Annotated in this window: 22 protein-coding genes and 1 tRNA gene; 18 read left to right on the top strand and 5 right to left on the bottom strand. The window is 40.2% G+C overall.

Going from position 1 to position 24,095, the window contains the following annotated elements; genetic code table 11:
* Positions 1-120 precede the first annotated feature (120 nt).
* From RRG12_RS18395 to ftsH2, 7 genes are all read left to right on the top strand, one after another.
* Positions 121-1,305, top strand: coding sequence for an esterase-like activity of phytase family protein (locus RRG12_RS18395; protein ID WP_420760265.1), 1,185 nt, complete (start codon positions 121-123; stop codon positions 1,303-1,305).
* Between the two features lie 511 nt (positions 1,306-1,816).
* Entirely contained in the window at positions 1,817-3,439 is a 1,623-nt protein-coding gene (locus tag RRG12_RS18390) for a serine/threonine protein kinase (protein ID WP_069069681.1), read from the top strand.
* A 101-nt stretch (positions 3,440-3,540) separates the two neighbouring features.
* Positions 3,541-5,064 carry a serine/threonine protein kinase gene (locus RRG12_RS18385; RefSeq protein ID WP_420760264.1) on the top strand — a complete coding sequence of 508 codons (1,524 nt, stop codon included), beginning with the start codon at positions 3,541-3,543 and terminating at the stop codon, positions 5,062-5,064.
* 110 nt (positions 5,065-5,174) lie between these two features.
* Positions 5,175-5,248, top strand: a tRNA-Asp gene (locus RRG12_RS18380).
* A gap of 138 nt (positions 5,249-5,386) precedes the next feature.
* Entirely contained in the window at positions 5,387-6,832 is a 1,446-nt protein-coding gene (gltX, locus tag RRG12_RS18375; RefSeq protein ID WP_069069682.1) for a glutamate--tRNA ligase, read from the top strand.
* Between the two features lie 223 nt (positions 6,833-7,055).
* Complete coding sequence (locus tag RRG12_RS18370) at positions 7,056-7,556, top strand: hypothetical protein (RefSeq protein WP_084227064.1); 501 nt, start codon at positions 7,056-7,058, stop codon at positions 7,554-7,556.
* Positions 7,557-7,975: 419 nt separating this feature from the next.
* On the top strand, positions 7,976-9,862 hold the full coding sequence (ftsH2, locus tag RRG12_RS18365) for an ATP-dependent zinc metalloprotease FtsH2 (RefSeq protein ID WP_420760263.1): 1,887 nt from the start codon (positions 7,976-7,978) through the stop codon (positions 9,860-9,862).
* Positions 9,863-10,028: 166 nt separating this feature from the next.
* Here ftsH2 and rnc read toward each other — a convergent pair whose 3' ends face one another.
* From rnc to RRG12_RS18350, 3 genes are all read right to left on the bottom strand, one after another.
* A complete protein-coding gene (gene rnc, locus RRG12_RS18360; RefSeq protein ID WP_420760262.1) occupies positions 10,029-11,201 on the bottom strand; it encodes a ribonuclease III in 1,173 nt (390 codons plus the stop codon).
* 97 nt (positions 11,202-11,298) lie between these two features.
* Complete coding sequence (locus tag RRG12_RS18355) at positions 11,299-11,907, bottom strand: hypothetical protein (protein ID WP_420760261.1); 609 nt, start codon at positions 11,905-11,907, stop codon at positions 11,299-11,301.
* A gap of 43 nt (positions 11,908-11,950) precedes the next feature.
* The gene (locus RRG12_RS18350; protein ID WP_420760260.1) at positions 11,951-12,538 is read right to left on the bottom strand and encodes a Uma2 family endonuclease; all 588 of its coding nucleotides are present in this window, start codon (positions 12,536-12,538) and stop codon (positions 11,951-11,953) included.
* A gap of 91 nt (positions 12,539-12,629) precedes the next feature.
* On the opposite strand from RRG12_RS18350, the gene bchD reads away from it, so the two are divergent.
* Positions 12,630-14,663, top strand: a complete 2,034-nt coding sequence (gene bchD / locus RRG12_RS18345; protein ID WP_420760259.1) for a magnesium chelatase ATPase subunit D — start codon at positions 12,630-12,632, stop codon at positions 14,661-14,663.
* A 61-nt stretch (positions 14,664-14,724) separates the two neighbouring features.
* Here the strand turns inward: bchD and RRG12_RS18340 are convergent, their stop codons facing one another.
* Entirely contained in the window at positions 14,725-15,510 is a 786-nt protein-coding gene (locus RRG12_RS18340; protein ID WP_069069688.1) for an RNA polymerase sigma factor SigF, read from the bottom strand.
* Positions 15,511-16,081: 571 nt separating this feature from the next.
* Here RRG12_RS18340 and RRG12_RS18335 point away from each other — a divergent pair.
* Positions 16,082-16,810 carry a Bax inhibitor-1 family protein gene (locus RRG12_RS18335; protein ID WP_069069689.1) on the top strand — a complete coding sequence of 243 codons (729 nt, stop codon included), beginning with the start codon at positions 16,082-16,084 and terminating at the stop codon, positions 16,808-16,810.
* Between the two features lie 106 nt (positions 16,811-16,916).
* Here the strand turns inward: RRG12_RS18335 and RRG12_RS18330 are convergent, their stop codons facing one another.
* Entirely contained in the window at positions 16,917-17,516 is a 600-nt protein-coding gene (locus RRG12_RS18330) for a DUF1802 family protein (protein ID WP_069069690.1), read from the bottom strand.
* A 254-nt stretch (positions 17,517-17,770) separates the two neighbouring features.
* Between RRG12_RS18330 and RRG12_RS18325 the strand changes: the two genes are divergently transcribed.
* From RRG12_RS18325 to RRG12_RS18285, 9 genes are all read left to right on the top strand, one after another.
* The gene (locus RRG12_RS18325; RefSeq protein WP_420760279.1) at positions 17,771-18,040 is read left to right on the top strand and encodes a hypothetical protein; all 270 of its coding nucleotides are present in this window, start codon (positions 17,771-17,773) and stop codon (positions 18,038-18,040) included.
* 665 nt (positions 18,041-18,705) lie between these two features.
* Positions 18,706-19,419, top strand: a complete 714-nt coding sequence (locus RRG12_RS18320; RefSeq protein ID WP_420760278.1) for a hypothetical protein — start codon at positions 18,706-18,708, stop codon at positions 19,417-19,419.
* A 230-nt stretch (positions 19,420-19,649) separates the two neighbouring features.
* The gene (locus tag RRG12_RS18315) at positions 19,650-19,796 is read left to right on the top strand and encodes a hypothetical protein (RefSeq protein ID WP_176726963.1); all 147 of its coding nucleotides are present in this window, start codon (positions 19,650-19,652) and stop codon (positions 19,794-19,796) included.
* 845 nt (positions 19,797-20,641) lie between these two features.
* Positions 20,642-20,827 (top strand): hypothetical protein, encoded by a 186-nt coding sequence (locus tag RRG12_RS18310; RefSeq protein ID WP_069069692.1) that lies wholly within the window; start codon positions 20,642-20,644, stop codon positions 20,825-20,827.
* A gap of 470 nt (positions 20,828-21,297) precedes the next feature.
* The gene (locus RRG12_RS18305; RefSeq protein WP_069069694.1) at positions 21,298-21,810 is read left to right on the top strand and encodes an inorganic diphosphatase; all 513 of its coding nucleotides are present in this window, start codon (positions 21,298-21,300) and stop codon (positions 21,808-21,810) included.
* A gap of 132 nt (positions 21,811-21,942) precedes the next feature.
* The gene (gene panD / locus RRG12_RS18300) at positions 21,943-22,326 is read left to right on the top strand and encodes an aspartate 1-decarboxylase (RefSeq protein WP_069069695.1); all 384 of its coding nucleotides are present in this window, start codon (positions 21,943-21,945) and stop codon (positions 22,324-22,326) included.
* A gap of 11 nt (positions 22,327-22,337) precedes the next feature.
* Positions 22,338-23,240, top strand: coding sequence for an MBL fold metallo-hydrolase (locus tag RRG12_RS18295; RefSeq protein WP_069069696.1), 903 nt, complete (start codon positions 22,338-22,340; stop codon positions 23,238-23,240).
* Positions 23,241-23,269: 29 nt separating this feature from the next.
* The gene (locus tag RRG12_RS18290; protein WP_069074928.1) at positions 23,270-23,497 is read left to right on the top strand and encodes a hypothetical protein; all 228 of its coding nucleotides are present in this window, start codon (positions 23,270-23,272) and stop codon (positions 23,495-23,497) included.
* 98 nt (positions 23,498-23,595) lie between these two features.
* Positions 23,596-23,778: a type II toxin-antitoxin system YafQ family toxin gene (locus tag RRG12_RS18285; protein ID WP_256091413.1), complete on the top strand. Its 183-nt coding sequence runs from the start codon at positions 23,596-23,598 to the stop codon at positions 23,776-23,778.
* Positions 23,779-24,095 lie beyond the last annotated feature (317 nt).

Here is a 24,095-nt window from a genome sequence, read left to right as displayed (position 1 = left end):
AGATCAAAACACTTGTAGAGACGGCGATTTATCGCGTCTAAAAAACCCACAATTTTGTACAATTAGCCCTTAACTCAAGCGTATTGGTTTATAATTTTCAAAATTTAGCAATAGCTCTCCATGCAGTTCATTAAAAAACTCTTCATATTCCCGCGAATTATTTACTTTTTTATCCCGATTATAATTATCATTTTCTTCTTTATAGTTTTACATACAAATGCTGTTGAAATCAGTAGCATAGAATTTATTGGGGAAGCCACTCTACCGAAAGGTTTAATATTTCAGAAAACTGAAGTTGGAGGCTTATCTGGAATTACATATAATGTAAAAGACAACCTTTACTATGCTATTTCCGATGACCGTGGACAAAAAGCTAATGCCCGTTTATACACTCTTAAAATCGACTTGAGTAAAGGTTCCCTACAAAAAGATGGAGTTATCCCAGTTAGTGTAACCACATTATTAAATCAAAATAGTCAAACATTCCGCCCCAGTGAAACTGATACAGAAGGTATTGCATTAACTAATAAAGCAACTGTGTTTATTTCTTCTGAAGGCGATGTTGCAAAATTAATTGATCCTTTTATTAAAGAGTTCTCACTATCTTCTGGTAGAGAAATTACAACACTTCCCATACCAAACAAATTTTTGCCAGATAAAACTAATCAACAAGGTATCCGCAACAACTTAGCTTTTGAAAGCCTCACCATCACACCTGATAAAAAGCATTTATTCACAGCTACCGAAAATGCTCTAATTCAAGATGGTGTCGCAGCTAAACCTAATATCGGTAGTCCTTGCCGAATTTTGCAATACAACTTGCTCAACAAGCAGCCAGAAAAGGAATTTCTTTACCAAACAGAACCAGTTGCACCATTTTTGAATCTTATTGGCAAATTCGCTAGTGGATTGCCCGATTTACTTGCTCTCGACAATCAAGGACACTTCCTAAGTTTAGAACGGTCATTCACTGGTTTAGGATTTGCTATTTCCCTGTTTCAGGTTTCTTTAGAAGGAGCCGATGATATTCATAATATTGATAGCCTTTTAGCAGTTGATGCCAAAAATATTAAACCAGTTCAGAAACGACTGCTATTAGATTTGAGAAAACTAGATGTACTGCTAGACAACATCGAAGGCTTAACTCTTGGCCCTAAACTACCCAATGGACAACAATCATTAATTCTCATCAGTGATAACAATTTCAACTCCCTACAACGCACCCAGATACTAGCCTTTCAAATTAAAATTGAAACTCCGCTAATTAGATTCTTACGCCGTTTACTGCCAAGCTTAAACAATTAGCTGTATAGAGATAAAGGTGTGTAGGCGTAGCTCGTCGTAGACATCGAGGCTTTACTGCTATTTATTTATCGAACAGAATTCAGCAATGTTTTCTGTATGGCTGGCGGATGAATAATCGGCGTTTTTGCACCCCCACCGGATTGAAAATTTGGTGGTCTTCAAGGCGTTCCAGGATGATCTAACGCTGCGCTATCAGTCAGGGATTCAGACCCGCGACTGATTTATTCTGACTCCTGAATTCTGACTTCTGAATTCTTCTTCAATACTGTGTATTCACGGAATCTACTAGGTAACTTTATCTAGCCTATTTAGAGTTTCCGTGTAATTTCTCAACCGTAATCCTTAATAAATATGTTACACAATATTTAGGAGCTTTTGCAGAGAAATTAACCATAATTAAAGCTTGTAGTTAGTTATCTCAAAATAATGATATTTTTTTAAGATTTAAATTTAATAAATAGCTAGAATTTTTAAAGTATTTTGCCAACAATATTTTTCAAAAATGATTTTCATGAAACAAAATAAAATTGAGAATATGGTAGGGCAAAAATCAGAATTAGACGATTACATTGGGCAATGTTTAAATAATCGCTATTTAATCAGAGATTTGATTGGCAAAGGGGGGATGGGTAGAGTTTATCTAGCTGAAGATACTGCCAAAGGTGGTATGCCGATCGCAGTCAAAATATTATCACTTAATTTAGCGAACCAACAAATGTCTCAACGCTTTGCCAGAGAGATTTTTATTGGCGCTCAATTGGGTCGCAAAAGTAAACATATTGTTCGCATTTTAAGTTATGGCGTTACTGAAGATAAAACTCCTTTTTATGTAATGGAATACCTCCAGGGAAAAAACCTCAAACAAATTCTCAAAATTCAGCCCTTAACAATATCGAAGTTTTTGCAGATTTGTAATCAAATTTGTTTAGGTTTACAATGTGCCCACCAAGGCATCAGCCTTAAAGGAGAGATTTATCCTATCGTTCACAGGGATATCAAACCAGAAAATATATTCATTAGTGAAGATAGTAAACAAGGAGAAATTGTCAAAATACTCGACTTTGGCATTGCCAAATTTTTAACAGAACGAAGTGGGATGACCCTGACAGATTCTTTTATTGGCAGTTTGCCTTACTGTTCTCCAGAACACATGGAAGGGCGCAAACTGCTAGATGTTCGCTCTGATATCTACAGTTTGGGAGTACTAATGTTTGAGATGCTGACAGGAAAGCATCCATTTCAAACAAAAAGTAACTCTTTTGGTACTTGGTATCAAGCGCATCGCTTTCAAATGCCACCTACAGTTGAAGAAGTTAATCCACAAGTCAAAGTTCCGCAGATATTAGAAAAACTATTGATGAGTTGTTTAGCTAAAGAAGTAAGCGATCGCCCTCAGAATATGAACAAAATATTAGAAGATTTAGAAAAGGTTAGTATTCAGCTTAATGATGTTATTCCTAGTAATAGTATTAGCAATGTGAATCTCTCATTTCCGGTTCAGTTAGTACCCGCAACTTTATTATCAGAACAAGAGTGTTTGCAGAAAAATTGGCCTAAAAATAAACCAATTGCCCCAATCGGTTTTCCTCATTTACTCCATACTACCCAAAGACCTATACCAACTTTTTGGGCAATGTTGCCTAAACAAGAGATTACAAGATTTTTAGATAAAATACATGGTACTGAATTTATTAGTAAAATGAATGTCTACCCGATGCTATTGTGGATAACAGTACTATACGATGCCGAACCTTCTATGACTAAATGGCTACCTTATTTTCTAGATTTAAAAGATAATAAAGGGCAGAATATAGCGCGTAGTTTAGCGGAAGTAGGCTACTATCATCTACTATTTTTCACTCTAGAAGATCCAACCCGTTGCTCTCATGTAACAACTTTAAACCTCACCGCCAGCCAGCGACAGCAACTTGTAGATTGGTTAGATATTAGTCAACAGCCAAAAGAATTAATTTCACCTAATCAAGCCAAAAATATTCTCAAAACAGAGTATGAAAAGCTGAAGTTAGACATCTTACAAAATTTAGCCATACATCAAAAAAATGAGAAAGAAAGCTTAAGAAATTGGATGAATAAATTTTTGGAGATTTTTTTTAAGTTTGTATTACGTTATTGAAAGCTTGCCATCAAAATCTTTACCTCTATTCCCTAAAAGCCTTCTCTTAATTATGTGTGTATTGCTAACTTTAAATGTACTCAGCAATGGAGGTTAATAAAGTGAATCAGAGCTTATTTACATCTCCAAATAGTACGGGCTTGCTTGCCAATCGTTATCAAATCAAGCAGTTAATTGGTAGCGGTGGTATGGGTGAAGTTTTTTTAGCAAATGATATTTTGTTAGGAGGAATACCAGTTGCTATCAAGTTTTTGACTCAAACTGTTGTCGATACCAAGATGCAACAAGACTTTGCTCGTGAAGCTTTAATGAGTGCAGCTTTAAGTCAAAAGAGCATACACATAGTACGGGCGTATGATTATGGTGTGAATGAGAAAGGTAAACCATACTACGTCATGGAATATTTATGTGGCAAGAGTTTAAAGGATTTAATTCCGCTATCTCTGCCCATCTTTTTAACTATCTCTCGGCAAATTTGTTTAGGGTTAGAATCCGCTCATCAAGGTATTAATATTGATGGCAAAATTTGTCCCTTGGTTCATAGAGATATAAAACCTGCCAATATATTAGTTATTCCCGATCCGATATTGGGTCAGTTAGTTAAAATTCTCGATTTTGGGATTGCTAGATTTTTAAATTATGCATCAACAGCTAGTACAAGTAGGGGATTTAATGGCACTTTACCCTACTGTTCTCCAGAACAACTAGATGGGGAAAAATTAGATAGTCGATCTGATATTTATAGCCTCGGTGTGATGATGTTTGAGATGCTCACAGGGAAAAAACCTTGGCAACCAGAAACAGACTATTTTGGTGCTTGGTATAAAGCACATCACTTTGAACAACCAAAAGCGATCGCAGATGTTAAACCCTCTCTTAAATTACCTCAAAAACTAAATAATTTAATCATGTCTTGTCTTGCTAAAAAAGCAAGCGATCGCCCACAAAATATCGCTCAAGTTTTGCAAGTCTTAAATACTTTAGAACAGTCTAGTTGTCCCAGCTTACCTACAACTTTAGGCTCTAATTCTATCCTTAGCCGTCCCTTAGATTCTGGATTACCAATCACAGTAGAACAAAGTTATCGGCAACTTTTGTGGCCTCAAAATAAACCAATTCAAGAAATTGTTTTTCCTCAGCTTCTAGATACCCCACAAGGATCTATGACAGCGCTATGGTTGATGTTGTCTAAACAAGAAATCAAAAACTATGCGGTTTCTAGCCGTTACAACCAGTTTATCTTTATGACATCCCCTCACCCAATGCTATTGTGGGTAACTGTACTCTACAATCGGCAATTGGCTCCTAAGTGGCTACCGTGCTACTTAGATATGCAAAATCCCCAAAATCTTCGGTTGGTAAGTTTACTGGCTGAAAATGAGCAGTATCCGTTGATTTTCTTTACTCTGGAAGCGCCAAATTCTTGCATCAAAGTTCTTAGCAGTCGCATCGAGCCAACTCAGCGGCAAATGTTGCAAACCTGGGTGCAACAGAGTCATAGTCTACCACCCACTTCTCAACCCCAGTTGAGCAAACAGCTATTAAAGCAGCAGTATAAACAAATGCAATGCCGAATATTGCAGCATCTCGAATCAGAACCACAGGTTGTATTATCAAGGTTTTAACGAAAAATTTCCACCTTGGAGAGATGAGACAAAAATAATTTCTAATTTCCAACTCCAAAACACTTGACAAGTAAAAAAAAAATAGTGATAATAGCAAAGTTGCCAAACAAGGGACTGTAGTTCAATTGGTTAGAGCACCGCCCTGTCACGGCGGAAGTTGCGGGTTCGAGCCCCGTCAGTCCCGTTCTAAATTTATGAGTAGTGAATCACCGGAGTTAAGTTCGGTGATTTTGAATTTTGAATTACCCAAAGGGATTGGCTCAGAATTCAGGGTTTGAATATAAGCTACATTTATCATGCTTTGCGAAAGAGAGAATTAACTGTGACTGTTAGAGTCCGAATTGCGCCGAGTCCAACCGGAAATTTACATATTGGTACAGCTAGAACGGCTGTATTTAACTGGTTATTTGCCCGTCACCACGGCGGGAAATTTATACTGCGAATAGAAGACACAGATTTAGAGCGATCGCGTCCCGAATACACCGACAATATTCTTGAAGGACTGCGCTGGCTAGGGCTTAACTGGGATGAAGGGCCATTTTTCCAATCCCAACGCCTGGATCTTTATAAAGGAGAAGTACAAAAACTACTAGAGCGAGGATTAGCCTATCGCTGCTACACCACCTCAGAAGAATTAGAAACTCTCCGAGAAGCCCAAAAAGCTAGAGGCGAAGCTCCTCGCTATGACAATCGTCACCGCAACCTTACACCAGAACAACGCGCCGCTTTTGAAGCAGAAGGTCGTTCTTCTGTAATTCGTTTCAAAATCGAAGATGAGCGCGAAATCGTCTGGAATGACCTAGTAAGGGGAAAAATGTCTTGGCGAGGTAGCGATTTAGGTGGTGATATGGTCATCGCCCGCGCTTCAGACGAGGGTAGCGGTCAACCTTTATACAACTTTGTCGTTGTAGTGGATGACATAGATATGCAAATCACCCATGTCATCCGGGGAGAAGACCATATCGCCAACACCGCCAAGCAAATTCTGTTGTATGAAGCAATGGGTGCAAAAATCCCAGAGTTTTCCCACACACCGCTGATTTTGAACATGGAAGGACGCAAGCTTTCCAAGCGGGATGGCGTCACTTCCATTTCTGACTTTCAGAAAATGGGCTTTACTGCTGAAGGCTTGGTGAATTACATGACATTGCTGGGTTGGTCGCCACCAGACTCGACGCAAGAAATATTTACCTTAGAATCAGCAGCCAAAGAATTTGGCTTTGAGCGTGTAAATAAAGCAGGTGCAAAGTTTGACTGGGATAAGCTGGACTGGTTGAACAGCCAGTATATCCACAAAACGCCAGTAGATAAACTTACAGATTTACTCATCCCCTATTGGCAAGCGGCTGGGTATAAATTTGATGGTGGAAGAGAACGCCCTTGGTTAGAACAGCTAGTAACTTTAATTAGTCAGAGTTTGACTCGTTTAGTAGATGGAGTAGCTCAAAGCCAACTGTTTTTTACTGACACAGTTGAATTTAGCGACGAAGGTAGCACACAACTGAAACAAGAAGGTTCTGCTGCTGTCCTTGAGGCGATTGTCACAGCTTTGGAAAACCAGCCGCAACTATCGGAAGCCGCCGCCCAGGATATTATCAAACAAGTGGTGAAAGAGCAAAAAGTCAAAAAAGGCTTAGTAATGCGATCGCTCCGAGCAGCCTTAACTGGAGATGTTCATGGGCCTGATCTGATTCAATCTTGGTTGCTACTAAATCAGATTGGTTTAGATAAATCGCGCTTGAGTAAAGCAATAACGGCAGTGAATTAGCGATTACTTCCGGATTTTAGAAATATTTTAGATTTTAGGGGCGCACAAACGTGCGCCCCTATCCATAAGGTAGAGCAACTATAAGAACCAAAAATCATTGACTAATTACTCATGAATTATCCCCAATTTCAAATCTAAAATAGGTAGTCAATTCTCCTCACGTTGGGAACTTGGTGTGTAAAATTAATGTCTTCAAAAACACTTAGAAGCGAACGTAATTACAATGCCGACACAAGCGCTCAATAGAGGGATGAGATTATCGTTCATGATAGTTACACTCTTCATCATATCGACGGTTAACCCTGTTACTGATGCTGATGCTCAGGAAGCACCAACGATATTTGGAGATGTCACTATTAGCCCTCAGTTTTCCCCAGACCCTTTGACAGTTCGCGGGATGAGTGGTGGTTCAATATCTGGGAATCAAGTAGCTGGGAGAAGTGAAACAGCCACCGGCCCTTGTAACGGATTTGTTGATCAAACCCCAGACCACACATTAGCGCTAACAAGTAAATTTGACTACCTAAAGCTACAAGTGCAAAGTCCTGAAGACACCACCATAACTATCAAGGGGCCCGGTGGTACTTGGTGCAATGACGATTTTGATGGCAAAAATGCCGGCATTGTTGGTGAATGGCTACCTGGAAGTTACCAAATTTGGGTTGGTTCCTACGAAAAAGGCAAATATCTTCCTTACACTTTACAAATTACAGAAGCTAAGTAGGGGATTGGGGATTGGGTACTGGGGATTAGGGATTAGGTATTGACAATTAGATTAAAAATTAGGGTTCAACTAATTTTTACCAGTCCCCAGTCCCCAGTTTCCCAGTCCCCAGTTCCCCAGAATGATGATTGAGAAGGGCTTAAACAACACGAGGAGTATTCTGGAGAAATTCTCCGTGTCTTTGCATCCCGTTGCGCTCCTTTTTCTCGTGCGATTTTGTATTAAAATTAAGTTAACTTTGATTAAGATTCTTGTTGGCATCGCCATAATGCTCTAATCGCTTTATAGCAATGCATATAAGAGATCAAATTAAACAAAATGGATTTATAGACATCCGTTTAACAGCTTAAAGTAACAGAGTGATGAACATTCCGTTGCTAAGGCTGATGAGTTGTATAGGCATCTAAAGGCAAATTAAGATGAAATTCTCTTGGAAAGTCGCAGTACTCTGGACATTGCCAGCTTTGGTAATTGGCTTTTTCTTCTGGCAAGGGGCTTTTGCAGGCGCTCCTACTGACATGAGTAAGAATGCAGCCAATACCCGCATGACCTATGGTCGCTTTCTAGAATACCTGGACGGCGATCGCGTCAGCAGCGTGGATCTTTACGAAGGCGGTAGGACAGCAATTATAGAAGCCCGCGATCCAGACATCGAAAATCGTGTCCAAAGGTGGCGTGTGGATTTGCCTATTAACGCTCCTGAGTTAATTAGCAAGCTCAAAGAGAAAGCCATTAGTTTTGATGCTCACCCCATGCGGAATGATGGCGCAATTTGGGGATTGTTGGGCAATCTCATCTTTCCAGTTTTATTGATTACCGGGCTGTTCTTTTTGTTCCGGCGTTCTAGCAACCTTCCCGGCGGGCCAGGTCAAGCGATGAACTTCGGCAAATCCAAAGCGCGTTTCCAAATGGAAGCAAAAACCGGAGTCAAATTTGACGACGTAGCTGGGATTGAAGAAGCTAAAGAAGAATTGCAAGAAGTTGTCACCTTCCTGAAGCAGCCAGAAAGATTTACCGCTGTGGGCGCACGGATTCCCAAGGGAGTGCTGTTAGTTGGGCCTCCTGGAACTGGTAAAACTTTACTAGCAAAAGCGATCGCTGGTGAAGCAGGTGTACCTTTCTTCAGTATTTCCGGCTCAGAATTTGTGGAAATGTTCGTTGGTGTGGGTGCATCCCGCGTCCGCGATTTGTTTAAGAAAGCTAAAGACAACGCCCCCTGTATCATCTTCATCGATGAAATCGACGCCGTTGGACGCCAACGGGGTGCTGGTATCGGTGGTGGTAACGACGAGAGAGAGCAAACCCTCAACCAATTGCTCACCGAAATGGACGGGTTTGAAGGTAACACAGGCATCATTATTATTGCTGCTACCAACCGTCCCGATGTACTAGACTCAGCCTTGTTGCGTCCCGGTCGCTTTGACCGCCAAGTAACAGTCGATGCACCCGATATCAAAGGGCGTTTGGAAATCTTACAAGTCCATGCGAGAAATAAGAAACTAGACCCTAGCGTATCTTTAGATGCGATCGCTCGTCGTACTCCTGGATTCACTGGTGCTGACTTAGCCAACTTACTCAACGAAGCAGCAATTCTCACTGCGAGAAGACGCAAAGAAGCGATCACTCTCCGCGAAATTGATGATGCAGTGGATCGGGTAGTCGCTGGGATGGAAGGTACTCCTTTGGTGGATAGCAAGAGCAAGCGCTTAATTGCCTACCACGAAATCGGACACGCTTTAGTTGGGACTTTGTTAAAAGACCATGACCCAGTACAGAAAGTTACCCTGATTCCACGTGGACAAGCACAGGGTTTAACCTGGTTTACACCCAATGAAGAACAGGGGTTAATTTCCCGTTCTCAACTGAAAGCTAGAATTACTGGTGCTTTGGGTGGTCGCGCCGCTGAAGAGGTAATTTTTGGGGCTGCGGAAGTCACAACTGGCGCTGGTGGAGACTTGCAGCAATTATCGGGAATGGCACGGCAGATGGTGACTCGGTTCGGGATGTCCGACTTAGGCCCACTGTCCTTAGAAAGCCAGCAGGGAGAAGTATTCTTGGGTCGTGATTGGACAACCCGATCTGAGTATTCCGAATCCATTGCTTCTCGCATTGATGCTCAAGTCAGAGAAATTGTTGAGCAGTGCTACGAAAATGCTAAGAATATCATCCGTGACCATCGCACTGTCACCGATCGCTTAGTAGATTTGCTCATCGAAAAAGAAACCATTGACGGCGAAGAATTCCGCCAGATTGTAGCTGAGTACGCTGAAGTACCAGAGAAGCAACAGTATGTACCGCAACTGTAATAGTTGACTCTTTTCTGGCTACTATCTGGGAATGAGTAAAGTAACAAAAAATAAAATGGGGATGGTATACGCCATCCTCATTTTTTTGAAAAAAATTATAATGTGTAGGAACAATTCATGAATTGTCCTTTTTTAAAATTATCAAAATTTATGAACCTAATAAACTCTACAACAAACTTTGTTTTTTCAAATTAGCTAGTGCATCTTCAGCAGCAGCTTTTTCTGCATCTCTTTTATTGCGTCCCTTACCTTCGCCGTAAATTTTTCCATCTACCAATACTTTTGCTATAAATTCTGGCGCGTGAGAAGAACCTCCTATTTTTTCTGTGAAATATTTGGGAGGAGTTGGAGTAACAGTGCGTTGCACCCATTCCTGAAAGCGGTTTTTTGAATCTACAAAATTGTTAGACTTACTATCAGATTCATGAGGAACATGTGAGTTTTGAACTATTGCTGAATCAAACAATGGTTCCACAAAATCGCGGACTGACTCAACTCCAGAATCTAGAAAATAAGCACCAATAATAGCTTCAAAAGTGTTACTAAGCAAACTAGATTGTGTTCGTCCTCCGTCTTTTATTGCACCCTTACCTAACCGCATCCACCTACCCAAGTCTAAACTAACAGCAAACTTTGCTAACTGCGGTTTATCTACCAACCGAGAACGTAAAGGTGTTAATTCGCCCTCTTTTTTGTCTGGATAACGACGATATAGATACTCGCCACTCAGGAAATTTAATAACGCATCACCCAAAAACTCCAGTCGTTCATTATCTTCACCTGAATTAGGGTTTTCATGCATATATGATGTGTGGGTTAGCGCACGAAGTAGGAGATAAGCATCTTGAAAGGGGAGGTTTTTTAATATTTCATCTAAACTTTCTCTTATACGGACTTCTTCAGCCTGTTTTGGAGAAAGAAGTCGTAGAACTTCTTGTTTTTGTTTTTCTATAATATCTGCTTCTGATGCTGAGATGGCTTTAAGGAGTCTAACAATACTATCAAGTGCCCGATAAGTATCTTCATAAGAGAAATGCTTTACATTTTGATGTGCCTGTTTGTTACGGACTTCAATAATTTCACTCACTAAAGCACGTTCACCATAACTCAGCTTTCTTTTGAAGACTTTATCCCACTGCTTGCTCATTACTTTCAGCAAGACAGAAACATCATCGTCTATGTTGTGCTTTACTGTTTGCTCATCGGATATACAAGATGTTGCTACTATCAACCAGCGCTCACCGTGGACTTTCTGCATTTCCCTCTCAAAATAAGGGTATAACCCCTGATGTAAAATAGTTAAGGCTCTGCCAACTCGTTCGTTATTGCTAATAGCCATTTAGATATTTTTAGATCACTTGTTTAATTAAATATTTATTTTAAACACTTATTTGAAATTTGTCACAAAGATAAATTCAAAGTTTACAACAATCAATTTAAGACTTACTTTGGGCGATCGCACCATACAAAATACCCAAAATTCTCTTAATATCCTTAATATAATATTCACTCAAATCAATAGAAACTACATTGCCTTCAAGCTTGAGAAATTGCCAGATAGTGCCGATAGTAACAGCACCATATATAGCTTTTATTTGATTTCCACCTCTTTCGTTAAATAACTGAGCAGCTACCATTTCGGCAATACATTGGGCTAAACCAGACCTCAAATTCTCATTTTTACTTTCTACTAACATAATTACCGGACTACGGACAAGCAACTGCTCCGAAGAAAGACTCAAAATAAAATCACAAAAGCCATTTAATCCTCGCTGGCTGTCAACAGTAAAATCAACTCCCGAAAAAAAGCTTATTTCATAATTAAATTTGCGTCTAATTTCTAATAAAATTGGACTGATTATCATTTCACTTCGAGCTTTTTCCGAACTTATCGCTACTGCTAAATCAACATTTTCCCTAAGAAGAGTAGATAACAAATCGCTACATTCTTGCTCCTGCACATTTGCGAATAGTCCAGATGATTCGTGGATAACTAACCCAAAAGAATCAATAACTTCAATAAGTTTAAAATCACTATAAGCCATAAAACTTAATCCTTTGTCTTATGACTGAATCCTATAACAAAGTTTAAAAATTTCGTTTTGGCGGAAAAACCTTAGCTAAATCAAGAGATAAATCAGGGAAGCAGGGAAAAGTTATTATCTCATCTGACAGGAAAATTCGCTTATTTGAATAACCATATCTGCCTTGATTATCCTGATATGGTTCACTGTAAGCTTCCAAATAATTATCGAATAAATTGAATATCCAATAATCAGTAATACCTCCTTTAGCATAGAGAGGTATTTTAACGTCTTGGTCATAGGCCAAAGAAGAATCTGAAACCTCCATTACTAAAAACACATCAGCCGCTTTAGGATGACCCGACAGATAATCATCAGCACGGTTTTGAACAATCGCAAAATCAGGCTCAGGTTCGCTATTAGGTGGCAAAGCAATCGGCGCTTGTGATTGCAAAGTAGCCTTGTCTCCCAGTATTTTGGGGAGTTCCTTCCACAGTTTTCTTAAACAAGTTTCATGGGCTGTACCTTTGGATGCCATTTCAATAATTTCCCCATTAATTAATTCAATATGGTCATCTTCATGGAAAAAGCCCAAGTCTCCAAGCCTGTGGTATTCATCTAGTGTGAAGCGTTTAGTCTGAGCAATACTCATAACCTTACCTTTCTCTCATTGCCATAATCCCTATTCTAAATGTGTCAGAAATTGGTATGCTAAAGGCCGAGACTCGCTATAAAAGCAAACAATGCCTGCGCCTACTATCAATCCCACCATCACTGCTTTTCCCTTGACAGCCGTAGTCGGTCAAGAAGCAATTAAATTAGCCTTGCTTTTAGCCGCAGTTGATCCTGGTTTGGGAGGAGTGGCGATCGCAGGTCGTCGCGGTACGGCAAAATCTGTAATGGCTCGTGCTATCCACGCTCTACTACCGCCCATTGAAGTTGTCAAAGGTTCAATCAGCAATTGTGACCCCAACCATCCAGAAGAATGGGACGATCAATTATTGGCGGAGTACGCAGATAAAGATATTCAAGATGTTCCCGTCGAAATCATCCCTGCGCCTTTTTTGCAAATTCCTCTAGGTATCACAGAAGACCGACTCCTAGGTTCAGTGGATGTGGAAAAGTCCGTAAAACAAGGTGATACGATTTTTCAGCCCGGTTTACTCGCTACAGCAAACCGGGGTGTACTGTACGTAGATGAGATTAATTTATTAGATGACCAAATATCAAATCAGCTTTTAACAGTATTATCTGAGGGACGCAACCAGATCGAACGGGAAGGGATTAGTTTTCAGCATCCGTGCAAATCCCTATTTATTGCCACCTATAACCCAGAAGAAGGCGGATTACGGGAGCATTTGTTAGATAGAATTGCGATCGCACTCTCTGCTGACGGTGTACTCGGCTTAGATCAAAGAGTAGAAGCAGTAGAAGTTGCGATCGCTTATTCTAAATCTCCCCAAGACTTTCTCCAACAGTACAACGAAGATTTAGACTCCCTCAAAACCCAAATCATCTTGGCGCGGGAATGGTTGAAAGAAGTAATCATCACCCACGAACAAATTGCCTACTTAGTGGATGAAGCTATTCGTGGCGGAGTTCAGGGACATCGCGCCGAGTTATTCGCCACGCGGGTTGCCAAAGCTGCCGCGGCTTTAGAGGGACGAACAACAGTTAATGCCGAAGATTTGCGCCGCGCAGTGGAATTGGTAATTGTACCACGCGCCACGGTTGTGCAGACACCACCACCAGATCAAGCACCGCCACCCCCTCCACCGCCGCCGCAACAGAATCAAGAAGAACCCCAGGACGAATCAGAAGAGGAACAAGAAGAACAAGAAGAACAAGAAGAAAATCAAGAACAAGAACCCCCCGATATTCCGGAAGAGTTTATCTTTGATCCAGAAGGGGTAATTCTTGATGACAGCGTGCTTTACTTTACTCAAACAGCGAAGCGGCAAGGTAAATCTGGTAGTCGCAGTATCATCTTTTCCGATGACAGGGGACGCTATATTAAGCCAATGTTACCCAAAGGGAAAGCGCGACGCATTGCAGTAGATGCTACCTTGAGAGCTGCGGCTCCATATCAAAAAGCACGAAGAGAAAGACAACCAGATAGAAAAGTTATTGTCGAACAGCCCGATATTCGCTCGAAACGCCTGGTACGTAAAGCCGGAGCGTTGGTAGTATTTGTGGTAGATGCTTCTGGCTCAATGGCCCTGAATCGAATGCAATCGGCTAAAGGTGCAGTGATGCAACTGTTGACTGAAGCTTATCAAAACCGCGACCAAATAGCATTAATTCCCTTCCGAGGAGAACAAGCGGAGGTATTATTGCCTCCAACACGTTCTATTGCTTTGGCGCGTAACCGTTTGGAAAGGTTGCCCTGTGGTGGGGGTTCACCTTTAGCACATGGTTTAACTCAAGCTGTGCGCGTCGGCTTAAATGCTCAGATGAGTGGAGATATTGGGCAAGTTGTCCTTGTCGCAATCACCGATGGGCGGGGTAATATTCCTTTAGCGCGTTCTTTGGGCGAACAGCTAGAACCAGGAGAAAAGCCAGATATCAAAGGAGAATTATTAGAAATTGCTGCCAGAATCCGTTCTTTGGGGATGCAACTATTAGTAATTGATACAGAAAGTAAATTTGTGTCTACTGGCTTTGCCAAAGAATTATCGCAAACAGCAGGCGGTAAATATTATCATTTGCCAAAAGCGACAGATCAAGCTATTGCTGCTATGACCAAAGGTGCGATCGCTGATTTAAAATCTCGATAATTAGTTTATTAGTTATTTGTCAGTTGCTTTTCTACCAACCACTGACCATTGACTAATGACATCAAGATCCAGTGGGCATTACCTGCGGTTGCAAATAACAAATCAAATCTTGAATTCCCTTTTGCAGATAGCGAGTTACAGTCATTGGACTAGTACCAATGTTTTTAGCAGCATCCTTGCGAGAAAGTTCCTTCAAGAATACCATTTCAACTGCCATGCGGGGTTTTTCTTCCAACATATTGATTGCACCTTGGAGTTGTTGGCGTTCTTCTTCTTGTTGCAGAAGCACATGAGAACGAGGACAAGGAAGTGCTTCACCCAAGGTTATTTGGCAATCAACATAGTTAACTGCGGTTGCATCTAAACTCAAAGGCATCCGGTTTTGAGCAGCTAATTTGGTTTCTTGCCATTCTTGCACAGATACCCGAAGTTGGCTGGCAATTTCAGCATCCTTGGGCTGACGACCTAAAGACATTGCCAAGTCCTTGCGAATCTTTTGCCCTTCATTGTATAATTCTTGCCAACGACGGGGAATTTTTAATAGAGTACTGCGATCGCGCAAAAAGTGCAGCATTTCACCGCGAATATATGGCACTGCAAAGGAACTAAAAGCATATCCTTGGCTAGGGTCGAAACGCTCAATAGCCCTAATCAAACCAAAATACCCAATTTGTTCTAAATCTTCATAAGGTTCATTACATTGATGGCTGAATTTATGAGCCATCTTCCGCACTAAGCCAGTATGTAACTGTACAAGTTTATTACGAAGTTTAATAGAAGGATTCTGGTGGTACAAGTGCAATAATTCTATACCATCAGTTCGTAAAGAGGACTCACTTGTTGCCATATACATTCCCTTGTTGTAACTCCTATTCCTGAGAAAATGGAGTTGCGTATATTTTCTTCTAAGCTGTTATTATTTTGCTGAGTCAGGGAAGAATAAGCCATCGTCGTTTCACTGAACTTGTTAGGGGTCGAACTCCACAATTCAGTATTTGTACGCATGATTTTGCGAACCTCTCTGTTACAAGTTATTTTTGCTTTTTATATAACTCTTGAATGGTAAATAATCTTTAGCTTTTGCAACAAAAACTAGCTATTTATGCTGAAAAATGCATGACTGACTTAATACTTATCTGTCATATTGAGTGCAATTTGATCGGCACTGAATTAATTGCAAATTTATCGAAACAGAATTCAGGGGTCAGGAGTCAGAATTCAGTATGAATTCTGTAGGAGTGGCGGATAGCGTAGCGATAGCGAGTCCACGTTCGCTTTTAGCGTCTCGTAGAGAGCGTCTTGATTCTGAATTCTGACTTCTGAATTCTGACTCTTGACTCCTGAATTCTGACTTCTTCTTCAAATATTGGTAAGAATAGTAATAAGCAGAACGTTTTCCTAAACAACAGTTTTTCAATATGAGCAACACCAGTAATTTTCGTGAAGCTATCCGTGAGGCTAAATCTCACGCCCTTGTTGGCCCAAACGTGATTGCCAACGCCCTCCCCTACGTTGGTGGTGGATTGGTGCTAACAGCATTAGGAACCTACGGTGGTTTGGGAGTTATCCGTACTAACCCCGAAATATTCTTTCCCACCTTCATTGGTGCGGTGATTTTGGAATTAATTTTGTTCTTTGTTGCCCAAAATGTTGCCCAAAAAGGTAATAAGGGACTTGCACTACCCTTGTTGGCAACCTACAGCCTCTTATCTGGATATACTCTCAGTGGCTTGGTATTTGTCGCTTTGAGATCCCAAGGTGTTGGCATTCAAGGCATTGGGTTGGCTGCTCTGGGTTGCGGCGTCACTTTTATTTTCGCCCGTCAAATAGGTTCAAATCTTTCTGAACAAGATGGCATGGCTTTGACAAAAACCATCAATCTCGGCGTTATCGCCTTGGTGGTTGTCTGTCTAGCCCAATTCGGATTTGCTATGTTTGGTGTTTACACACCAAATTGGTTAGAAATCGCCATCTCCGGTTTAGGAGTATTTCTATTTGTTGGGGTTTCTGTTGTCGATTTTTATATCTTGCCCCGCACTTACAGCGATGACCAATATCTTCCTGCTGCTTTATCGATGTATTTAACTTACATCAACTTGTTCGTCTTTATCTTGCGGTTGCTAATTGCCATAAATGGCCGCGATTAATTGTCTGTAGACACTAAAAAAGTAAAGTTTTATAAAGCAAAAACCGTGGTTAAATTTTCAGCAACCACGGTTTTTTCATCGTTTTAATTGTCGAATATGTTGGTCATTAGAAGGATGGAGCATACAACTTATCGCCAACAATCTCGCGAATTGTCTCTACTAGTTGGATGTATGTGAAGTTAGATAAAACTGGTTTTGCTGCTTGTAACTGAATTGGTTCATCTAAATCAATCCATGACTTACAGCCAGAGTATTTGGCGTAATAGGAAATTTCTTGCTCTTGGGGTAGTTTATACGTCCGCAGAAGAAGAATATAAAGCGGTTGACGTGGTTTCCATTTGAGGCGATCGCTAATAAAATGCTCGTTCCAAATATGGAAGGGAAGCAAGGTGTTGACAATAGACTCGTCACTAACTGGCAAAATATCCGTAATTTCCGCCCAACTGCCGATGCGAACTGTTTCAGGATGCCAGCCTGATGTCACTGGATAAACACCATTGGCATACTCAGCTTTCAGCATGAAAGCTTGTTGATGTTCATAGGTAGGGTAAAGCAAAACTTGCTTGTGGGCAACTTGGAAGTGTCCATTTCGTTCATGGATACCGCCTTTGCGGAGCAACATAATTGTTTTGCCATCTTCCAAGGCATTTACGGCCACTGCCCATTCTTTGAGGGCATGAAAAGTTGTAGTCAATTCCATCAGCATCTATTGTAATTCTGATTTAATTTCAAGCTAAAACCAATAAAGTATGAACTGTCCAAGGGAATGAATTAGGAAGCAGTTATGGAAAAGCGATGTCTACGAAGGGCTTCTCCATGAGAGGCTACGCCAACGCCTACGCTAGGTACTTCTGATGTGCAAATCACACCCATCTTGATGAGAACTTGGCAAGCTGGTAAAAGAATGTGGGTGGAAATTGAGGATGCAGACTCGATTAAAAGTATCAGAGCCTAGGGAAACTGCGTCCTATAGCCCTTCTTCATAATTGTACTCTTGCTCAGTTAGCTTTGGCGTGGTTAATTGCTCAACCCCAAACAAATGCTATCGCCGGAGCGCGTTATGTCCAACAAGCGCGAGACAACGCATTAGCCGCCCAATTGGCAGAAATTGACGCCATTGACGTACTTTTACCGACTATCTGGATGATAATAATCAAATTATGTGGAATTGGTGACAATGCAGTTGCGTTAGCCATGCTTATCTATCCAAGATCCCTTGAACTTTCATAAAGAGAAAGTTAGGGATCAAATCTTATAGCTCTAGATTGCAAAATCTAACAAAAGGTCAACTTTAGTAAACCAAGGGTTGCAATTTAGAAGCTAAGTGCTAATTTAAATAGTAGGACACCAAAATAAAATAAAACCAAACAAAAGGGTAAATGACTTAGTGTCCCCGTGTCATCAACCCAAGCAAATTTCAGCATATCAAATGTGAGAAAAGTGGCAAAAAGCCTAATGTAGAAGGCAAGGCCAAATCCTAAAGCGGAAAAACGCAAGAATGCTGAGTTTGTTAGTTTTTCAGTCCACCTTAGTTATGAATTTTCAATTACTTAATTAGTTTAACAATTTGAAAACTGTGAACTCAAGAAAACCTGGTCAACCTCGACCAGGTTTTTGGCATTTTATTCTGATATAATTTTCTCAGTAGAGCAGAGAGTGCCGGAATTGACGCTTGAGGAGCTAGTCGTGAGATTAAAATAACATTAACAAAAGACATTTAATGTGCCCAAAAAGCTAAAATCTTTTGGTTAAAGTACTTCAATTATTTTTGTTAGAAAAACAAGCCCACTTCTGTTGCTCGTTTTGTAAAATATAAACTCAAATTAAGACACTGGCTAATTTTCCAGCAGGGAATAAAATAAGACAACAACGTATCCTGCGAGAAGAATTTGATGATGAGAGTTTATAGCTTTTTAAATAAAATTACTACAGCGATTATTATTGCGACCCTTTCTTTCTCTTGTAAGTCTTCTGTTAGCAGCAAAACAGAACAGGCAAAAGCAACTGACAAACCAAACTCCCAACAAAATATTGTCTATGGCGATTTAATCATTAAAGAACAATCAGATTATCTAATGATTCCCGTCACTGTTGCAGAGCAGAATGAAGATAAAGGAATTGATTTAAAACTTTCACGTTCTTATGAAAGAAATAACCAATTGTATAACATCATCTTTTATAGGAAACAAGATGGTGAAGCTCATCTTTTATTAAATAAAAAAGCCATTATTACCTCCTTTGATTTATTGGAGGTAAAAGCAGCAAACAAGCCAACTACAAGATTTTGGTTGTATAGAATTGTTGACCAAGACACCAATACAGATAAAACACTCAGCAGCGAAGATGCTACTATCGGTTATCTTTCTGATTTATCAGGTAAGAACCTCCAGCAAATTACCCCAAATAATACTCGAATAATCAGTTGGGTTGTTGTTCCAAGTCAAAATGCAATTTTCCTAAAAATTATCAAAGACTCTGATAATAATAAAAAATTTACAGCCGAAGACAAAACAAACTTTGTTAGAGTCAACCTCGATAAACCCAGTATGGGAACTGAGATTATTAGTGAGCAAATAGAGCAAGAAATTAAATCCTACGTTTTTAAATAATTAAATAAGTGTTTTCAACTCTACAGGGCAAAGTTTAGCTGATAGTGCAGTATCAGCTAAAATCGTTTTGGTCTTTAGATATATCCTTTCTGCAATGCGGTGGGTTTGTTCATATCTAGATGGCCATCAACAAAAGTTTCCAAGACCTAAATGATTCCTAAAATAGAGAATGATTCGGGAATTACGTGTAATGTTAACAACATAGACCTCACTAAGCCAAATACAAGGTAATGTCTGAGGAAAACTATGTAAGTAGCTTTTGGCGATCGCAAAACTTTCGTTTGGAGCCGTGGGGAAATGACTACGAGCCGCCAATTCAAATCAGCGAAGAGCTTTCATTGTCTGAAAGTGATGTTAATTTTAACAGTGGAAACTGAGAATTGGGAATGTTTTGAGTCTCCCCAGGCGCGATCGCTACCTAATCGCCTCATGGTAATTTTCTTCTACCCCCCTCTGAACGCTTACAAAGAATTATCCAGACAAATTGAGGATCTAGAAATTGGGATTAAGTATTTTTTTCAGAGATGAGCAAAGTTTGACATAACCATCTACGCTACTTTCTCAAAACATTTTTTACTCTACCTATATATAGATTGACAAAAATACTGTGATATTAAATAGATTTGAAACTTTAAATTCTTAAATAATTCTTGAGTGATATCACTGAATCTATGCTGCCTAATACAGTTGATATATCTGTATTTATTCGGTAGCTATCACTGGTTACAAAAATCATTCCTACCCATTTCTTCTCTGGTGTCAAATATTTTTGTGTATGACAATCAAAAGTACTGCTTGTTTATCAGTGCAATTGCTGTTTTGTATTCTGTATCACAAATTATCAATTCTAGTAAAATGACCTTATCAAAGGCATTGTAGGATGTTATAATCATGAAGTATCGGACAAATATGTTTTGCTAATTAATCTTTAAGCAGCGAAAAAATGTAATTTATGATGCTGTCAAAGTTGGTTTTGCGTATGCGAACCGTTACACCATACAGGGAAACATCTGAAAATATTAATTACAAAATAAAACATGATTGGTTTAGTTGTAAGTTTGTATTAAGAAGTCCATGTATAAAAATGCTATTATGACAGTTTTAGAACTGGTTTAAGTTGTAGAATGCTACACATTTTACAGTTTAAAAATAGCTAAAATAGAATTGAAACTCTCAATCAGAGAGTAGACCTACACAGTGTTACGAAGAACTTCAATTTTGTATGAATTCAAATAGCCAGTCTGCCAATGCCGACACATATTCCCAACGTTTGGCAGACATTGTGGGAACTGCGATCGCTCTGTTGACTCTTGTCCTACCCGTATTTGTCATCGCCCACTATTCTTCAACTGATGTTCAAAATAACCAGCAACCCCTGATCCAAAACCTACAAGGCAGCAAAGATTGATAAAGCCTCCCACTAGTATTCCACCGGTAGGAAAGCTACAAAAAGAAGAAAACTGATTTTGAGACAGCCTTTGTAGATGTAGATGTCGTTCATCGCGAATAAGCTGAATCTGTATTGTGTGACTCCAGATTTCAGTTGTCTTGACAGAATAGGGGCAGAAATCCCTCCGACAGTAATCAAGGGCAGAGGATATCCATAAATACCCTCTTGGAAAAAGCGTTACGAATAAACTTCGTAACGCTTTTCCCATTTTTTGGAGCGAAGATGATCATTAGATTCTTCCTCCCCCGCGCAAGATCCCCCTTCTTGCCAAAGCAATGGGATATTTTTTTAGTTGGAAGTCCCTTTCCCCTAACTCCGTGTTGTGGAATGAATACCTTGGGAAGAGATCCATATTGCCTTAAAATTCTACACGGGGAGCGAAGCTGACTGAGTGCCCCCATGATTCACTGTTATCAGAGGAGTTTTTTGTGGATTTATCTCGTATTCCTGCCCAACCGAAACCGGGTCTAATCAACGTTTTGATCGAAATTGCTGGCGGAAGTAAAAATAAATACGAATACGACAAGGAACTAGAAGCTTTTGCTCTAGACCGAGTACTTTATTCCTCGGTAAAGTATCCTTATGATTACGGCTTTGTACCCAATACTTTAGCTGATGATGGCGATCCCCTAGATGGTATGGTCATAATTGACGAGCCGACCTTTCCAGGTTGTGTTATTGCTGCACGACCGATTGGCTTTTTGGAGATGATTGACGGTGGCGATCGCGATGAGAAAATCCTTTGTGTTCCTGACAAAGATCCACGCTACACTCAAGTAAAATCTTTGAAAGACGTAGCGCCACACCGCTTAGATGAAATTGCTGAATTTTTCCGTAGTTATAAAAATTTGGAAAAAAAGGTGACTGAAATTCTTGGTTGGCAAGATGTGGATAAGGTTGCAGCTTTAGTAGAAAAATCCGTCAAAGCTTATAGAGGATAATAGAGGAGTTAGGAGTTAGGAGTTAAGAGTTATGAATTTTTATTCCTAACTCCTCACTCCTAATTCCTCACTTCACTTTGCTAACTTTCCCTTGTTACAGATTTTAAAATCTGCCACCAACCCCAAACCAAAATGCAGCGTACTCTCCTTTTGGCAAAAATTCATAACTGCACCCTCACAGGGGCGAATATCAACTATGTGGGTAGTATCAGCATCGATGAAATGCTTTTAGAAAAAGCTGGTATCTTACCCTACGAGCAGGTGCAAGTAGTTAATAATGCCAACGGCCAGCGCTTTATTACTTATGCGATCCCGGCTCCAGCCAATTCAGGAGTAATTGAATTAAATGGAGGTGCGGCACGTCTAGGCATTATTGGCGATCGCTTGATTATAATGACTTACGGGCAGTTCACTTCAGAAGAGTTAAAAAGTTACTCTCCTACGGTAGTCATTGTGGACGAAAAAAACAGGCTGTTGGAAGTACGGCGCTACGATGACCTGCTCAGTAAGGTCTAATTTCAAGAAAAATGTCAAATTTTGAGTCGTCGGGTTCCCAAAGCTACATACCTGAAAAGTCAGCTACCCTGCCAAGCAGTCCATCAGGTGAATTTCTCGTGCAATTCTGGGGTGTGAGAGGTTTGATTCCCACTCCAAGTAGCAACACCAATCGTTATGGCGGTAATACCGCTTGTCTAGAAATGCAGGTCGCTGGGAAACGCTTGATTTTTGATGGCGGTACTGGCTTACGTATACTAGGTAAAACTTGGCAAGAACTACAACAGCCACTAGAAGCCCATTTATTTTTTACCAACTGCCAATCAAATCGTATTCAAGGGTTTCCCTTTTTTGCTCCAGCATTTATTGTGGAAAATTGCTTCCACATTTATGGCACAGCTGCCTCAAATGGAGCTTCCATCAAACAATGTCTGTACGATCAGATGCTCCAGCCACACTTTCCTTACCCTTTACAGGTAATGCAGTCGGAATTGCAGTTTTATAATCTCACTCCAGACAGTGAGGTGAAGTTAGATGATGTCACCATTACAACTGCATTAATTAATCAAACCCAGCGGTCAGTTGGCTACCGAGTTACTTGGCAAGAGTATAGTGTTGCTTACATCACGGATTTGCACCAAAATGCTGAACAAGTGGAGCGAGAGCGAATTTTAGAATTTATTAAAGGCGTTGATTTGCTGATTGCCAATGCTACTTACACTCCCCCTACATCTCACAACCATGACTCTGCTGATTTACTTTGGCAAGCTGCGGTGAATACAGCTCTTGGTGCTGGCGTCCAACGGCTAGCTATTTCTCACCATCACCCAGATGACCATGATGATTTTCTTGATCAGGTTCAGGTCGATATTAAATCTGCTTTTCCTCAGGCAATAATAGCCCATGAAGGTCTAGTATTAAGTGTTGGTAAGTAATTTAGACTTCTTAACATTTTGAAATTGTTATGAGTACTCTCGATCAAGTGCTAGAAGACGCTTTGCAACTTCCCTCCGAACAGCAAGAAATGCTGATCAAGATTTTACAAAATCGTCACCACGAAAACAGTCGTGCAGAAATAGTTATAGATGCTCAACAAACCCTAACTGATTTCCATGCAGGTAAATTTCTGCATCAGTCAGCGCAAGATGTTATTGCAGAATTACGCCAGTCTTTAAACGAACCAGAGAAATGAGACTGCTGGTTTTGACTCCAAAGTTCAAACGAGCATTCCATAAGTTTGTAAAGCGAAATGCTGAACTCCAGTAACGTATTGAAGACACTCTTCAACAAATGGAAGCAGATGTATTTGCCCCAGCATTAGGCACTCACAAACTGAGCGGCAAACTCGACGGTCTTCAGTCCTGCTCTTGTGGCTATGATTGTCGTGTTGTTTTCTCCATTGAACTGGATGCAGAAACGAATACTGAAGCTATTGTTCTGCTCGACATTGGAACGCATGATGAAGTTTATTAACTAGGGTCTGCTGAATAATTATAAAACGTTGATTTCTCAATGTTTTGGGGCTATTTTTGTAGAAACAGATGCAAGTAAATTGGGGTATCAGGCTGAAAAATTTTGCATTTCTAATGGATTAGGTCACAAAAAAACACCAAAAATCATGATGAAACTATTGCCTGTTGCCTATTCCCTATTGCCTACCCCAGCCATCAGACTTTTTCAGCAAGCCCTAACTATCTGATAATATCACTACACGCGCTTTGGGCACAGCATTCCTCATTGGTGTCAACTTAAGCTAGAAATAGCTGCGCTGCGGGCTTCATAACCCGCCA

Source organism: Nostoc sp. CALU 546 (genome assembly GCF_048836525.1).
The sequence above is the reverse complement of the archived record's forward strand: the minus strand, read 5'-3'. Positions and strand labels throughout refer to the sequence as shown.

Bases quoted from the DNA above. Each gene is read 5' to 3' on its own strand.
- RRG12_RS18395 (WP_420760265.1), top strand. From the start codon at position 121: ATGCAGTTCATTAAAAAACTCTTCATATTCCCGCGAATTATTTACTTT.
- RRG12_RS18390 (WP_069069681.1), top strand. From the start codon at position 1,817: ATGAAACAAAATAAAATTGAGAATATGGTAGGGCAAAAATCAGAATTA.
- RRG12_RS18370 (WP_084227064.1), top strand. From the start codon at position 7,056: ATGCCGACACAAGCGCTCAATAGAGGGATGAGATTATCGTTCATGATA.
- ftsH2 (WP_420760263.1), top strand. From the start codon at position 7,976: ATGAAATTCTCTTGGAAAGTCGCAGTACTCTGGACATTGCCAGCTTTG.
- rnc (WP_420760262.1), bottom strand. From the start codon at position 11,201: ATGGCTATTAGCAATAACGAACGAGTTGGCAGAGCCTTAACTATTTTA.
- RRG12_RS18355 (WP_420760261.1), bottom strand. From the start codon at position 11,907: ATGGCTTATAGTGATTTTAAACTTATTGAAGTTATTGATTCTTTTGGG.
- RRG12_RS18350 (WP_420760260.1), bottom strand. From the start codon at position 12,538: ATGAGTATTGCTCAGACTAAACGCTTCACACTAGATGAATACCACAGG.
- bchD (WP_420760259.1), top strand. From the start codon at position 12,630: ATGCCTGCGCCTACTATCAATCCCACCATCACTGCTTTTCCCTTGACA.
- RRG12_RS18340 (WP_069069688.1), bottom strand. From the start codon at position 15,510: ATGGCAACAAGTGAGTCCTCTTTACGAACTGATGGTATAGAATTATTG.
- RRG12_RS18335 (WP_069069689.1), top strand. From the start codon at position 16,082: ATGAGCAACACCAGTAATTTTCGTGAAGCTATCCGTGAGGCTAAATCT.
- RRG12_RS18330 (WP_069069690.1), bottom strand. From the start codon at position 17,516: ATGCTGATGGAATTGACTACAACTTTTCATGCCCTCAAAGAATGGGCA.
- RRG12_RS18320 (WP_420760278.1), top strand. From the start codon at position 18,706: ATGAGAGTTTATAGCTTTTTAAATAAAATTACTACAGCGATTATTATT.
- RRG12_RS18315 (WP_176726963.1), top strand. From the start codon at position 19,650: ATGTCTGAGGAAAACTATGTAAGTAGCTTTTGGCGATCGCAAAACTTT.
- RRG12_RS18310 (WP_069069692.1), top strand. From the start codon at position 20,642: ATGAATTCAAATAGCCAGTCTGCCAATGCCGACACATATTCCCAACGT.
- panD (WP_069069695.1), top strand. From the start codon at position 21,943: ATGCAGCGTACTCTCCTTTTGGCAAAAATTCATAACTGCACCCTCACA.
- RRG12_RS18295 (WP_069069696.1), top strand. From the start codon at position 22,338: ATGTCAAATTTTGAGTCGTCGGGTTCCCAAAGCTACATACCTGAAAAG.
- RRG12_RS18290 (WP_069074928.1), top strand. From the start codon at position 23,270: ATGAGTACTCTCGATCAAGTGCTAGAAGACGCTTTGCAACTTCCCTCC.
- RRG12_RS18285 (WP_256091413.1), top strand. From the start codon at position 23,596: ATGGAAGCAGATGTATTTGCCCCAGCATTAGGCACTCACAAACTGAGC.